Below are 13,996 nucleotides of genomic sequence, written 5' to 3'. Positions count from 1 at the left end.
CCATCATAGATTAATAAAAAACTGAATTACAGTATTTTAAGATAATTTGTTCGTTTTTATTCACGTCATGTCGCCAACGTGTCTGTTCATTTTCTAAATATTATCGTATATATTAGTACTAACGATCGACAAATTAACGCTCAAGCAAAAAACATCATGGATGATGCATCAATTTTAAATGAACTTAAAAGTTTGATCTTACTTAAAACTGGGATAAGATCTATAACACCTGCAGATTGCAAGCGTATTTCGATAGAGATCAGTAAGACCCTAAATAAGAATGTTAGCGAAACAACCATTAAACGGCTGTTCGGTTTCGCAGTAGTTAAACATAAATTTTCAAAGTTTACGCTAACTACCTTATCAGAATATGTAGACAAAGACGAACTACTTGATGCGATTAATCCTTCTATCGCAGCTATAACTGTAGGGCAGAGATCCTGGATCGACGTAGCGCAACAGGCGCGTAGATTAACCGAATTCACATTAAAAGGTATCCGAAACCGGTCTGGCTTACCATATGATCTCACCATAAACAGAAAGTTTGCTGAGCATGATTTTGAGGATTTCTACAACAGTGACCATATCTTCATGAGTTTTATCTCTCAACCAGGTTACGGTAGAACAACCATGTTGAGCCATTTGGTTGACAATAGTTTTCTTAAAGATGAAAGTCCCTATAAAGACTCAGTTGTGTTATTTGTAAATGCTCAGACAGTCTTCAACAAGATTAACAATTCATTCAATCTGGAAGATCAAATCAAGGCACTTCTTTCTCTATCAGATGCTGAGAGCCTCATCCCCTATTTCAAAAGAAATCTCATTAATGGAAAACTCATTATCATCATCGATGGATTTGCAGAACTGGTGCTTAAAAGAGATCTCAAAAATCAACTATTTGATAGCCTGATTAACTTCGTTTGTTTATTGGAAGATTCTGTGAACATCAAGATGATTCTAAGTATGCGTTCAACAACCTGGATGCGTTTCTATGATCGTATGCGTCATTCTCCCTTTCTGCGATCAGCTTGGTTCCAAGGAAATTATTTTAACTTAAACGACGTTTCCAATGTCCCTCCATTAACTGAAAAAGAATTGGATCAGATTTTTTCTAAGATGAACACCGGCAATAAAATTGAGTTAAGTCCGAGACTGAAGGCGCAACTTAAATTCCCCTTTCACATTCAACTATATTATCAACTGAAAGAAGAAGACCCGGATTTTAACTACTACACTAATATCTCTTCTTACGAACTGATCTCAAAATTTATACAGGAAAAAATCTATCGTTCAAACTACTATACTGAAAAGATCCTTTTCCTGAAAAAAATCATTAAGCTGACCGACTACGGCAAGTCAGGCAACTCTGTCTCAAAGGATTTGGTAATCAACGAACTGTCTGCATTCAAGAATGCTTATATGGAGTTGCTTTCCGATGGCATATTGATGGAAGAAAAAAGATATGAAAATGCGCATCCTAAAGAATTTGTGAGATTTATCCATCCACATGTATTTGAGTACTTTTTATTTGTAGAAATACTAGAAAAATTTAATTTGAATGTAGATGCTACATTCTTTGACTACATACATAAAGAATATGACAGCCATCAAGTACGCTTTATTTTGCTGCAGTGGACAATTAGGTTCATGGTCAAAATAGCGGAATTCAATGCGCTAATTCATATATTCAAACTGGTACTGAGCAACTATGAAAAGAATTATCTGATTCTTTTTATTGCTGAAAACTTAAAATATAGATTCAAACACAGTCCTGATACGATTGATTTACTTAGAAATTTCAACCTCCATGATGCAATCATCAAGGAGCTAACTAATTTCGATTTTATTGATTCATGCTACGTCCAGGCGATAACCGTTTTAGCGGAAGTATCTGACACCCGAGAACATTGCTATATCTATCAATCTATGCTCTGCCTGGTCGATTTATTTAGTTTAGATCACAAAAAAATACAGTCGCGGATAGAAATTTTAGAACATTATGATTCGACACCCAATACTTTTCTGGTAAGTCCAATAGCTGTTGCAAAAATGATTCATGCTAAAGTTGCACATAATAGTACAACTTTAGATCCTGTATGGGGACTAACCCGACAGTTTATGAATGACCCCGGTTTCTTTGGCAAAGACGCGAATCAAATATTGACCACACCAAAGGCGATCTCTTATCTTTTGATGCTAATGTTAAATATCTTTTACGGAACTCAGCAGGATGCAATGCAAATTATCAGATCTATCAAACATTTACATCCTAAAATTTTCCGAGAAAAAACACCATTTTCACTATATCTGCTCGCGGTTTTTGGCTTAGGAGGAGCGCGATCGCATCCTTGTGCTAAAGTAAACCAGATTGAACAGATTTTGCTCAAGGTCTCTTCTGCAAAAGATGGCTACTCTTTTACTAAATATTCTGAATCTTTGGTAATCATGCTTGTTGCTCAGCAGAGCGCAAATCGCGAAGAATTTGATAACGCAATAAGACATGCGCAAGAACTTATTCAGTTATATAACAGAAACCAGCTAAACTTAAACGTGATATTTGCTTACAACCTAATCATATCGATCTATGTTAGATTAAATGACTCCGGCAAGGTTAACGACTTTAAGTATGAGAAATTATGTTTTATGGAAGACCGCAATATTCCTAAGCACCTTTTCCCAATAGCTAATTAATCTCTTGGGATGGTGTTCTGTCGGCGATATCAATGATAATACTATCGAGATCTTTTGCTGAACTCATTAGATGTTCAATGAGGATATCGGTATCATCACCAGGCTCATAATGTTTCAGGAGATCTAGCAACGCCATGACCCTTGCCAATGGTGCACGCACCAAATGTGATTGAATCCAGGCAATTTCTTTTAGCTTTTTATTCTGTTCCTCAATAGCCTGAATATACTTCCTGCTCTCAGTAATGTCCCTTTGGATTCCTATCCAATGGGTAACGGTACCTGTACTGTCTGCTACAGGTGTGATATTTAAACTGACCCAATATTCAGTTCCCGATCGAGTGTAATTAACAAGCTCCAGCGTACAGCTTTGGTGACTGGCCACTGCCTGATGAATTTTCCTGAATGAGTCCATAACCGAATTTCTTCCCCGGAAGATTCGTGGAGATTTTCCAATGAGTTGTTCCTTGGTATACCCAGACATGCGATTATATGCTTCGTTCACATACATGATCTTAGGTCCGCCAGGACCGGTATTAGCATCGGTAATCACAACGCCATCAGTCGCATTGATCACAACTGATTCCAGCAACTTCGACCAATGTTCTTCCAATTTCCGCTTTGAAATATCCTCCATTGCACCAATCATCCTAACCGACTGTCCTTTGTCACTAAATAGAAGAAAACCCCGATCAAAAACATGTTTATAAGTGCCGTCAGCGCAAATAAACCGGTATTCTTCTTTCCAACGTTCGATTTTATTATCAATATGGTGCTGAATTCTATCTACCACCCGATCACGATCAAGCGGATGAATTTTTTCTTTCCACCAAGTGCTCGATGTGGTATTTTGTTGTATGTTCTTATAGCCAAAAATACCTTTAATACCCTTGTTCCATGTTATCGTGTCGTGTGCTAGCGACCAGTCCCAAATGGTATCGCTTGTTGCTTTGGATACAATGTCGAACCTTTCTGCACTTTCCCGTACCCGGAGCTCATTTTGCAATCTTTGGGTAATATCAAGAGCCAACACTAATCTACACTCACGACCTTCAAAGTGGATCATATTACTTTCTATTTCGGCAATGATCTGATGTCCATCATTTTTGATATAGGTATGCACCTCTTTATAATACAAATTAGAACGGGTATGACTTTCGATTTTAGCTTTAAGATCATGGTCTGAATCCGCACTAATATCCATAATGGTTTTTGATAGAAATTGCTCGCGTGTATATCCGTAAATACGGACAGCAGCCTCATTCACATCCATGAACTTATAGGTCTGAGTATCAAAAATCCACATGGGCATGGGGGACAATTGAAAGAGATCGCCGGATGAAGTCATTCTAAATGATGGTCTATGGATTGTGTGTATTAGCTCCCTAAGCCGTAATAATACAAAATTTAAGATAGAATAAACATAACAATATTATCACACTGCGACCACACTCACCCTCTAATATCCCTTTACAGTAACTGATTTAGTTATAGCGAGCCGCCAACGATAAGGCATTGAACGCGTTAACTATTCCACCAGAAACACAAATATCTTTAAAAGGTACAGACTTAAGAATCTCTCCAGATTTGATATTAACATTATGGTTTACTTTAACAACAGATTTCATAATCACGTCTTTTACCTGAACCGCAGTTAGCTTCGGATAATATGACCTGATCAATGCAGCAAGCCCAGCTACTACCGGAGCGGCCATACTTGTCCCGTCGTAAGATGCATACTTTGAATCTGGCACTGAAGAATAAATTTTCTCTCCGGGAGCAAATACGTCTACCGTGGTGGGTCCGTAATTGGAAAAGTCTGCCTTCAGGTTTTCGTTATCTGTCCAGCCAGATGCACCAACCATGATATAAGCGCCAGCGCTTCCACCACCTATATATCGCCTATTGGGAAAGTTTGGTTCAACATCCAGATTTTGATTGTCATTTCCGGCAGCCTGGATGATGAGGACGTCCTTTGACATAGCGTATTTTACTGCGTCATCTACTATGGCTTTATCCCATGAATATGCTTTTCCAAAACTCATATTTAATACTCTCGCGCCATTATCGACCGCATACCGGATCGAATTCGCTACATCTTTATCACGCTCATCCCCATTGGGAACCGCTCTCACCACCATGATCTCGACTTCATCAGCCACCCCCTTTATACCTATTGTATTCTTACGGTCGGCCGCGATAATACCAGCTACATGTGTGCCGTGACTCGCATCCGGGCCTTTAACATCGGCATTGCCATAAATTCGTTCTCTACTGTCTGCATAATTATCTCCAACCAATGAAGGGCGTGGATCGTAATCAGGATTGAGGTTATACTTAACTTTTTGTGTAAATTCATCTACCGCATCTGTTACCTGGCTCTTATAAAAATCTGAAAAAGTCCCGGATTGTAATTCTGGAACAATAATGGAAATAATTATGCGGTCAAGCTCTGTTTGCGCTGAATAGTTTTGAAAATCGGATGCGACAGGTTTTTCTTTACCAATCTTTTTGACCATCTTATCCAGAACATTCTTGAAGATTTCAGCATCCATCAACGAACTCTTAGCCTCTTCGAGTTGCTTATCGAAATCTGCCTGCATGGCCTTATAATTTGAATAACCTTCTGGATCCTGAGAAGAAGACTTAGCAACGTCTTTAAATTTTTTGCGGTCTCTTTTTAACAAGCGCGTAAGTTCTAAAGCTTCATAATGTACAGATCCTTTAGCCGAACCGAGAAAATTCCATCCATGCATATCATCAGCATATCCATTTTTATCGTCGTCCAGGCCATTTTCAGCTTTTTCTTTACCATTTAGCCAGATTACACTTTTAAGATCTTCATGATTAACATCTACTCCACCGTCTAGCACACCTACAATCACTTTTGTGGCCTTTTTACCTTTAAGTAATATACTATACGTTTTTTCGGTACTTATACCGAATGTCGAATCTGCTTTCAGGTCAAGATTTTGCCAGTTCGCACGTTGTCCAAATGTAAAAAGGGGCAGAAAAAAAAATAAGAGAATGTATAGATTTTTTCTACAAGGAAGTCTGCTAGTCATATTAAATGTAAACGGATGCAGTACCACAATAGTATCATCGTAGCACTCCGTACATAGGGCAAGCAAAAACCCGGCAAATTGCCGGGTTTTTGCAAAATATATTCAGAAAATTACAATTTGTTAGCGCATTAATCCTGAGGGTATTCCAGGACGTGGTAAAAATCCCTTATCCTCGCGAATTCAGGATGAAGAGAAACCACATCACCAAAGACCAACAAAGCCGGTGATTTTATTTGACGTTCTTCAATTAATTCCGCAATCGTGTCAACAATGCCGATAACGATATGTTCTGTTTCTGAAGAACCATTTTCTATTACAGCAACCGGCAGTCTATGTTTACCTTCTTTTTGAAAGATGGCAGCAATTTCTTTAACCCGTTCTATACCCATTAAAACAACAATGGTAGCGCTGGATCTTGCCGCAGCTACTAAGTCAGGGGATAATAATCCATCGGCATTAGTTCCTGTAAGTACCCAAAAGCTCTCACTCAGTTTACCAAAGATCATCGGGATTTTCTGTAACGCTGGCACTCCCGTTGCACTCGAGATACCCGGTATAATATTAGTTTCAATATTATAAGATTCAGCGAAGTCGATTTCTTCGAATCCACGTGCGAATACAAATGGATCGCCACTTTTTAACCGAACGACGTGCCCGAAATTCAATGCATAATCTACCATTAATTTATTTACCGCATCCTGAGAGAATGATTCATCTCCTGACTGTTTACCAACAAATATCTTAATGGCGTGTTGAGGCGCATGATTTAACAAAGCTTGATTCACTAAAGCATCGTAAAGGACTACTTCTGCGGTCTGCAATGCTTTAATACCTTTTAGGCTGATCAGATCAGGATCTCCGGGACCAGCTCCTACTAGTGTAATTCTTGGCTCTTTAACTTTATTCTCTGTACTCACTAATCGCATAACCTTGATATTTATACAAAACCCACCGGGCTCTGACACAAATATAATAAAGTCTATGGAAATAGTAGTCTATTAGCGGTATTTATTTAATCCGACTAATCCATTAAGATTCCATTGCTTTCTTTGGCAATTACGTCGGCTATTGAGGTTTGGGTAAGAACTTTCAGTGTAGCATCTCGTACCTCGATAAATGTCTTCCGGATTCCGCAGGTAACTTCGTCGTGGCATTCATCACATTTCCGATAGAATTTAAGGCTCGCACAAGGTACCATTGCGATCGGGCCGTCAGTGATTCTCAGAATATCCACTAAGTAAATATCTTTCGCATCTTTGTTCAGACTATATCCCCCACCAGCTCCCTTTTTACTGTATAAATAACCTGCATTCCTCAGATCCAGTAAAATCTGCTCCAGAAACTTTCTGGGAATCATTTCCTGCTCTGCCAGGCGAACAATCTGCATTGGCGGATTCTGTACATTTTTACCCAAAGCAACAAGCGCTTTTATGGCATACTTCGTTTTCTTTGACAGCATATTACTAACAAAGCTAACAAAAGATTTAGGTAATGTTAAACGCTATTTATTTCTGCGTATCGTTGACTACATTTTCCGGAGCAGAATCATCCAGGGATCCGTCATTTTTAACCATGGCAAGGATAGCTCCGAATTTTTTTTCATTCCAGTCATAACCATCACGGTATTGTTCTGTCTTATCGGCAAGTAAAGTATCGTCTGGGCTGATCACAGCATCAATTTTAGATTGCAGATATGCAGAATAGTTTTGAGAAGCCTGGTCGGCCAGCGATTGAAGAAGTTCTTTATATGTCATGGCGAGTATATTTATATTTTGCCAGTACAACACATCAGTAGCCTGATTGTTCTGAGCGCAATTATTTTAAAATTCCATGCAACACCTTTTTATTACCATCAATCTTTTCTGTGTAGGGCAGGTCTAAAATCTCTGTAATCAACGGGTAAACATTTACATTTTCAAAAGAGCCAATTTTCTTGTTTTTTTTGAAAGCCGGCCCCCACGCAAAAAAAGTAGCATACATGTCTTTTACTACCGAAGGATCAAAACCGTGATGACCGATACCTGGTTTTCTATTTGAAAAGACCTTTGGCCAGTCCGGAATTAAAAGAATATCTCCAATGTGATTCATTTTATCATCTGACGCACCATAATGATATTTCGCCGGCATGTTTGTTTTTAAATAGACTCGATAGTCTTTCTCAGACTTTTTTAGTTCTTCATACAACGGAAGAATATCAGCTTTGTTTTTTGCATGTACATCCATCATTGTGCCCGATGACGCGATGATAAACTTCTCAGGATCAATGGCCGCCGGCGTCGGAAGGGGGTGCTCACGGTCTACAGCAGTCATACCATGGTCAGCCACAAAAACAAAATTCACATCCAATCCCGTTGATTTAACTGCTTCCGTAAGCTGGAAAACAATGCTGTCTACCTCTTTCACCGCCTTCTCTGTTTGCGGTGCATCGGGACCAAAACTGTGCCCTGCATGATCAGGTTCTGAAAGATAAAAGGTAATCAGGTGAGGTCTTCTGTCAGCCGGCAGGCTTAACCAATTTTTAACTGCCTGTATGCGTGCATCGGGCTTAATCTGCTCTGTATAGTCATAGTAATAAGTGGGCCGCACACCCTGCACCGCCGCCTCAGATCCCACCCAAAACATACTTGCTGCAATCATATGTTGCTGCTCAGCAAGCACCCACAGTGGTGTACCGCCATACCAGCTCCCATCTCGCACTTTATCTTTGGCGCTCATGGAATATTTATCATTGCGCTTTTCATCATAAAAGCTATTATTGACCAAACCATGATGCGACGGATACATTCCAGTAACAAGGGTATAGTGGTTTGGAAAGGTTACAGAGGGGAAACTTGGAATCATTGATTTTGCCCGAACGCCACCATTACTTAAATTAAGTAAATGTGATGCGTGGTATTTTTCCGCATAGTCGTACCTGAATCCATCAGCGGAGATCAAAATAACATATGGCTTGTTCTGCTGTTCCGCAGAATTTCTATTGCCTGAAATTATGTGTTGTATAGTATCGGTCTGTTGAGCACTACAAAAAGCAGGAATACCTATTAGTAATGCAATGACATGATATTTAAAATACCGGGATATGTTTATGGTCGATGAAAATTTAAGATTCATGGGATGAGTTATAATTATTTACAGATATCATTCAACAGACCGGCAAGGCGCACACCAGCCTGGTTAATTCTTTCTTTTACAATATCTGCATGATTTGGATAATAATTGTAGTCGAATTCAGGATTCTTAGCTGCTTCAGCATAAAGATTTTGGCTGATTTCATACGATTCATAGACCCATTTAACAATGTCATCTTTCTGCCACTGTTTAATATGCTGATTACTTGCCTGATCGCAGTTAGCGGCGAGTTCAGTGTATGTCATTCCAGCATAATCAATAAGACCACTATCCCAAAGTCCGTGCAGATTGCTGTCTTTTCGCATAAGTTTTACCTTGATGCCATTACCCCCAGAATCTTCTGATCTTCCTGTATGCATAGGCTGGTGAAGATCACCAACTAAATGAACCAAAAACTTCATGGCAAAAACTTTTTCGTCTTTTGTTTTTGCTGGGTTCCTAAGGTCATCTACGCATTTCAATAAGGCTTTATAGATATTAGGTTTTTCCAAACCAATAAGTTGTGCACTAAACTGCTCATAGGTCAGGCCATGTGGTAGATTTACATAATGCCATGGTGCGGTGTAGGCATATTGCTCGTAACTTCTTATTTCATCTGGGTACGTGCTGACCATCGCCAACGATTCTGAACCCAGCAAAAGATTTACCGCTGTTTTCGCCTTCGGACTAAGATGACTTTCTGCTATTTTCCCTATTGCCCGATGTCCTACAACACCCCAGGAAATCATCATTAAACTGCAGGAAATGAACACTACGGGAAAGATAATTTTTTTAAACATAAATTATAAACTAATAAAGTGTATACATTTCTCTTATGATGGAGCGGGTTGTTTCTGTTTTACAAACAACCGCTCTCATAAGCGAATATTGCGACAAATGTCCAGTCCCGAATTAAACCGAAAGTTAAGAGAAAGTTATGCTAAAGCACAACACGTATAATGACTGTTACAGAAATGTTCCAAATTTGACGAATTTGCAATATCGCTTTTATCCAGAAATCCGATACCAATTATAACCCAAGTGCTTTCATAAATCGATCGCGGTAAAGACTTCCTACAGGAATTTGCATCTCCTCAATAAAGATCCTATTTCCTTCTACATGAGTAATTTTCGACATATTAACCAAAAAAGAACGGTGCACACGTAAAAATAGCATGCTTGGCAGTAGCTCCTGCAGGGTTGAAAAAGTAATTGTCGGGAGGAGATCCTGATCAGTGGTTACAATTTTAGTATGATTGCCCTGTGCTTCTGTATATAAGATCTTCTCAAAAGCCAGTTTATAAATTTTACCCTCGGCCTTAATAAAAATATGATCAATTTGGCTTGTCTCCTGAATGATACTCAAAGGTTTCTCCAACTGCTTTAACCTTTCCTCGGCCCGTCCAACAGCCATAATAAATCTTTCTAAAGAGAAAGGCTTCAAAAGATAGTCGCAGGCCGCCAAATCAAAGGCATCAGTGGCGTACTCCTTATAAGCAGTAGTAAAAATCACTTGCGGCGCTTTTTTCAATGTTTTCAAAAATGATATTCCATCGAGAACCGGCATGTTAATGTCTAAAAAGAGGATGTCCACTTTTGCGCTGCTTAATATCTCCATAGCTTCGAAGGCCTGCCCGCAACTGGCAAGTACTTTTAGCGATGGCAGATACCCACAGAATTTCTCTATAATCTCCCTGGCAATCGGCTCGTCGTCGACGATCAAACAATTATAACGCTTCATTTATTTTACTTTTAACCTCAACGCTACCTGATAAAACCCATTTTCAGTTTCCACCTGAAGATCATGTGTACCAGAATACAATAAATGTAGTCGGCGATGTACATTTTCTAATCCCAGTCCACTATTTTTCCTGTTCAAACTCGGATCCTCATGCTCCTGAAAGGAATTCCGTATTGAGAAAAGTATAGATCTTGCCCATATTTTAAGACTGATCTCAATGGTTACATATTCGTCTGTAGAATTCCTGGCATGTTTAAAGGCATTTTCTATAAATACGATCAGCAACATTGGAGCGATACAAATTTGCTCTGCAGCTTTAGTTTCCAGATCCAGGGTTATTTTTAGTCTATCTCCAAGTCTGATTTTTTCAAACTCGATATAGTTGTTGATGTAGTCGATTTCTTCTGTCAAAAGTACGAAGTCAGCCTTGGCATCATAAACAGCATACCTCAGTAATTCAGAGAGCTTTAATAAAAGGCCAGGTACTTGTTCATGTCTGGTCATGGATATACCATATAGGTTGTTTAATGTATTAAACAGGAAGTGGGGACTTAGTTGCGATTGTAGCAACTTCAATTCTCCCTCGCGGTTCGCTACATCCACACGAGCATCTTCGAGCGCAGAGATATTTATTCTGATTAACTTTAAGAGCATTCCCGATGCGATGCTAAGCGCTATTGCCGGCACCCAGAAAAGCAAAAGATTTAATGCAGGAGTCTTTTCCAAAGGAAAATCTGCATGTATAAATAACCAGATTAAACAGCTAATGATGGACAATGCCAGTGAGCTGAGTAAATTTCTAGAGCTTTTCTGCTGAGTTGCCCGTAAAATGGCAAAATAACGCCCAACATACACAAAGCCGATCGCTCCGATTGTTGCGGCAAAAGCCAACTCTTCAATTTCCTGGTGAGCAGCTAATTCAATATAATAGAGACAGCCCCAGTATAAAGGAATAGCAGCAATAATAACGAGCAGAACGTGGCTTTTCTTTGAGGACTTCATATCAGATTTCTCAACAAAAATCTATCTCTTGTGTGTATTTGCTAATATAGTTGACGAACAGGAGAAAAAACCGCTTGGATTGCTTTTATTTCCTGACCAGATAGTTTATCACTACTTCCCCTACATCCATCAGTCGTATAGAACTGTACGTCATCAGTACTAGCTTTCGCCTCTGGCTTACTTGAAATTTGATATATCAATTAGATACATGAAAGCAATGACCTCTTACAAAAGCCAAATCGCAAGCCTAATAACGGTGGTACTTCTACTGATATGTTTTACCCTCAACGCACAAACACCAAAACAACCGGCTATTAAGGATACTCTTTCATCCAAGATACAGCAACTTAAAGACATTAAAATTACTGGAACCCGACCCATTATTAAGCAGCAAGCAGACAGGATCGTTTATGATCTGCAGCTTGATCCCGAAAGCAAAGGAAACAGTGTACTCAGTATGATTCCTAAAATACCATTTTTATCACTTGACGCATCCAATACCATTCTTATGAAGGGGAAGTCAGATTACAGGATTTTCATTAATGGACGCCCATCAAGTATGCTGGAGAGAAACCCTACAGAGGTACTTAGGAACATGCCGGCCTCATCAATACAAAAGATTGAAGTAATTACTAATCCCTCCTCAAAATATGATGCAGAAGGTCTTGCAGGCATCATAAATATTATCACTACCAGTGCTATGCAAAATGGCTATAATGGATCGCTAACCTTAGCTGCACAATTTCCTGTCCAGGGATTCGGTCCGGGAGGATCATATAACTTCAAAAATGGTCGATTAGCTATAGCCACCTATGCGGGAATCAACACTTCTCGCGTGCCAGAAGTAAGCAGTGTGTTGAGCCGGACTTCCACAGGAAATATCGCGAATCTGCTAACTCAACAAGGCTTTAATAAATCCAACGGTCGCAGTGCTTACGCCGGATCAGAAATCAGTTATGAGGTAGATAGTCTAAACTTATTATCAGCACAGCTAAATATTAACGGCAGCAACACAGATGGGCATGTTTCGCAACTATCACAATTGCAGGAAGAAAGAAGTCTTTTACAAAGATACCAGCTCAACAATGACAACACGGTGAAGGGTGACGGCTGGGATGCAGGAGTAAACTACCAACTTGGCTTTAGGCACCATAAAACCAAGCTACTTACTTTTTCTTATCGTTATTACACGTTCGACAATATCTTCAGCAGTAATGTTCTTTTTTACGATCGTTTTCATACTGATGAACCTGATTACAGGCAGGATAACAAAGACCAATACAAAGAACAAACGGCCCAGATCGATTTCGTTCAACAAATTGACAAGGTCAGCATCGAAGCCGGAATAAAAGGAATACTTAGAAATAATGAAGGTAATTCTATGAATACACCGGGCGAGGCTAACCTGTTTAACAACAATCAATATATTTTTGGAGCATATAATACCTATGCATTTACGCTAAGAAAGTGGTCTGTTAAAGCCGGAATACGACTTGAAAAAACAATTGTCGATGCCAACTTCATATCCACCGCTACTCAGGCAAATCAGCAGTATTTTAACTTAATTCCTACCGTTTCCTTTTTCAGGAAAATCAATCTGCAGCACAGCATCAATTTCGGTTTTTCCCAACGGATTAAAAGACCCGGCATCAATAAACTCAATCCCTTTGTAAATCGTTCTAATCCAAATTTTGAGACAAGCGGAAATCCAGATTTAAAACCATCATTAATCAACGCGCTGCAGCTAGGTTATAGTAGTACTAAAAAACTATCGATGAATTTATCATTGGATTATTCTTTTGTCAATAATATTTTCATCCAAATGGCGGAGTTCAATCCGCAGTCTCAGATCACCAGAGTAACCTACCAGAATATTGGAAAGACAGCAGGCATAAGTGCAAATTTCAACTTTAGTTACCCTTTTACTAAGAGTTGGAATATAATTGTAAACGGGAACGGAGGATATCTGTGGCTGGATGCTTCGAATAACGAAAGGCTAACTAAAATCAAGATCTTTACGTATAATACCACACTGTCAACCGGATATATTCTGCCCCGCAATTGGCGGCTCAATGCGTCTGCTACCGTACTTAGCAAAAATATCACAACACTACAAGGTACGAGTAATGGATACCTACGTTCATCATTTTCGATTAATAAAGATCTTATTAAAAATAAACTGTCTTTTTCGGCGATCTTCCTGAACCCTTTTCATCGTTATAGAGAGAACATTATAACAACGGCGGATATTAATTTTTTACAGATCAATAACACGAGGGAAAACTTCAGAAATTACAACCTGAGTTTGAATTATAGGTTCGGTAAATTGAAGGAACCGTTAAAAAAGACAAGACGTGGAATTAAAAATGATGACCTCTCAAATTAACATTGA

Annotated in this window: 11 protein-coding genes; 2 read left to right on the top strand and 9 right to left on the bottom strand. The window is 39.1% G+C overall.

The window, feature by feature from the left end; genetic code table 11:
• The first annotated feature begins 156 nt into the window (after positions 1-156).
• Complete coding sequence (locus tag CLV32_RS20550) at positions 157-2,691, top strand: NACHT domain-containing protein (RefSeq protein WP_133558839.1); 2,535 nt, start codon at positions 157-159, stop codon at positions 2,689-2,691.
• On the opposite strand, the gene CLV32_RS20545 is transcribed toward CLV32_RS20550, so the two are convergent.
• The 9 genes from CLV32_RS20545 to CLV32_RS20505 all read right to left on the bottom strand — a co-directional run bounded on the left by CLV32_RS20545 (position 2,684) and on the right by CLV32_RS20505 (position 11,604).
• Positions 2,684-4,036 (bottom strand): PAS domain-containing protein, encoded by a 1,353-nt coding sequence (locus tag CLV32_RS20545; protein WP_133558838.1) that lies wholly within the window; start codon positions 4,034-4,036, stop codon positions 2,684-2,686. The genes CLV32_RS20550 and CLV32_RS20545 overlap by 8 nt on opposite strands.
• Positions 4,037-4,172: 136 nt before the next feature.
• Complete coding sequence (locus CLV32_RS20540; protein ID WP_133558837.1) at positions 4,173-5,753, bottom strand: S8 family peptidase; 1,581 nt, start codon at positions 5,751-5,753, stop codon at positions 4,173-4,175.
• 128 nt (positions 5,754-5,881) lie between these two features.
• Positions 5,882-6,679, bottom strand: a complete 798-nt coding sequence (gene cobA / locus CLV32_RS20535; protein ID WP_133558836.1) for a uroporphyrinogen-III C-methyltransferase — start codon at positions 6,677-6,679, stop codon at positions 5,882-5,884.
• A 95-nt stretch (positions 6,680-6,774) separates the two neighbouring features.
• On the bottom strand, positions 6,775-7,212 hold the full coding sequence (locus CLV32_RS20530) for an RrF2 family transcriptional regulator (RefSeq protein WP_133558835.1): 438 nt from the start codon (positions 7,210-7,212) through the stop codon (positions 6,775-6,777).
• A gap of 46 nt (positions 7,213-7,258) precedes the next feature.
• Positions 7,259-7,507: a hypothetical protein gene (locus CLV32_RS20525; protein WP_133558834.1), complete on the bottom strand. Its 249-nt coding sequence runs from the start codon at positions 7,505-7,507 to the stop codon at positions 7,259-7,261.
• Positions 7,508-7,568: 61 nt separating this feature from the next.
• Positions 7,569-8,864, bottom strand: coding sequence for an alkaline phosphatase family protein (locus tag CLV32_RS20520; protein ID WP_133558833.1), 1,296 nt, complete (start codon positions 8,862-8,864; stop codon positions 7,569-7,571).
• A gap of 14 nt (positions 8,865-8,878) precedes the next feature.
• Complete coding sequence (locus tag CLV32_RS20515) at positions 8,879-9,661, bottom strand: S1/P1 nuclease (RefSeq protein ID WP_133558832.1); 783 nt, start codon at positions 9,659-9,661, stop codon at positions 8,879-8,881.
• Positions 9,662-9,891: 230 nt separating this feature from the next.
• A complete protein-coding gene (locus CLV32_RS20510; protein WP_133558831.1) occupies positions 9,892-10,602 on the bottom strand; it encodes a LytR/AlgR family response regulator transcription factor in 711 nt (236 codons plus the stop codon).
• Positions 10,603-11,604: a sensor histidine kinase gene (locus CLV32_RS20505; protein WP_133558830.1), complete on the bottom strand. Its 1,002-nt coding sequence runs from the start codon at positions 11,602-11,604 to the stop codon at positions 10,603-10,605. It abuts the gene before it with no gap.
• 208 nt (positions 11,605-11,812) lie between these two features.
• Between CLV32_RS20505 and CLV32_RS20500 the strand changes: the two genes are divergently transcribed.
• A complete protein-coding gene (locus CLV32_RS20500; RefSeq protein WP_133558829.1) occupies positions 11,813-13,990 on the top strand; it encodes an outer membrane beta-barrel family protein in 2,178 nt (725 codons plus the stop codon).
• Positions 13,991-13,996 lie beyond the last annotated feature (6 nt).

It is taken from the genome of Pedobacter duraquae (assembly GCF_004362245.1).
In the GTDB taxonomy this organism is placed as follows: Bacteria; Bacteroidota; Bacteroidia; order Sphingobacteriales; family Sphingobacteriaceae; genus Pedobacter; species Pedobacter duraquae.
Note: the sequence above shows the minus strand (reverse complement) of the source record. Positions and strands in the feature narration are given on the sequence as shown.

What these genes read in the sequence shown, in the direction of transcription:
- CLV32_RS20550 (WP_133558839.1), top strand. Translation starts at nt 157, where the DNA reads ATGGATGATGCATCAATTTTAAATGAACTTAAAAGTTTGATCTTACTT.
- CLV32_RS20545 (WP_133558838.1), bottom strand. Translation starts at nt 4,036, where the DNA reads ATGACTTCATCCGGCGATCTCTTTCAATTGTCCCCCATGCCCATGTGG.
- CLV32_RS20540 (WP_133558837.1), bottom strand. Translation starts at nt 5,753, where the DNA reads ATGACTAGCAGACTTCCTTGTAGAAAAAATCTATACATTCTCTTATTT.
- cobA (WP_133558836.1), bottom strand. Translation starts at nt 6,679, where the DNA reads ATGCGATTAGTGAGTACAGAGAATAAAGTTAAAGAGCCAAGAATTACA.
- CLV32_RS20530 (WP_133558835.1), bottom strand. Translation starts at nt 7,212, where the DNA reads ATGCTGTCAAAGAAAACGAAGTATGCCATAAAAGCGCTTGTTGCTTTG.
- CLV32_RS20525 (WP_133558834.1), bottom strand. Translation starts at nt 7,507, where the DNA reads ATGACATATAAAGAACTTCTTCAATCGCTGGCCGACCAGGCTTCTCAA.
- CLV32_RS20520 (WP_133558833.1), bottom strand. Translation starts at nt 8,864, where the DNA reads ATGAATCTTAAATTTTCATCGACCATAAACATATCCCGGTATTTTAAA.
- CLV32_RS20515 (WP_133558832.1), bottom strand. Translation starts at nt 9,661, where the DNA reads ATGTTTAAAAAAATTATCTTTCCCGTAGTGTTCATTTCCTGCAGTTTA.
- CLV32_RS20510 (WP_133558831.1), bottom strand. Translation starts at nt 10,602, where the DNA reads ATGAAGCGTTATAATTGTTTGATCGTCGACGACGAGCCGATTGCCAGG.
- CLV32_RS20505 (WP_133558830.1), bottom strand. Translation starts at nt 11,604, where the DNA reads ATGAAGTCCTCAAAGAAAAGCCACGTTCTGCTCGTTATTATTGCTGCT.
- CLV32_RS20500 (WP_133558829.1), top strand. Translation starts at nt 11,813, where the DNA reads ATGAAAGCAATGACCTCTTACAAAAGCCAAATCGCAAGCCTAATAACG.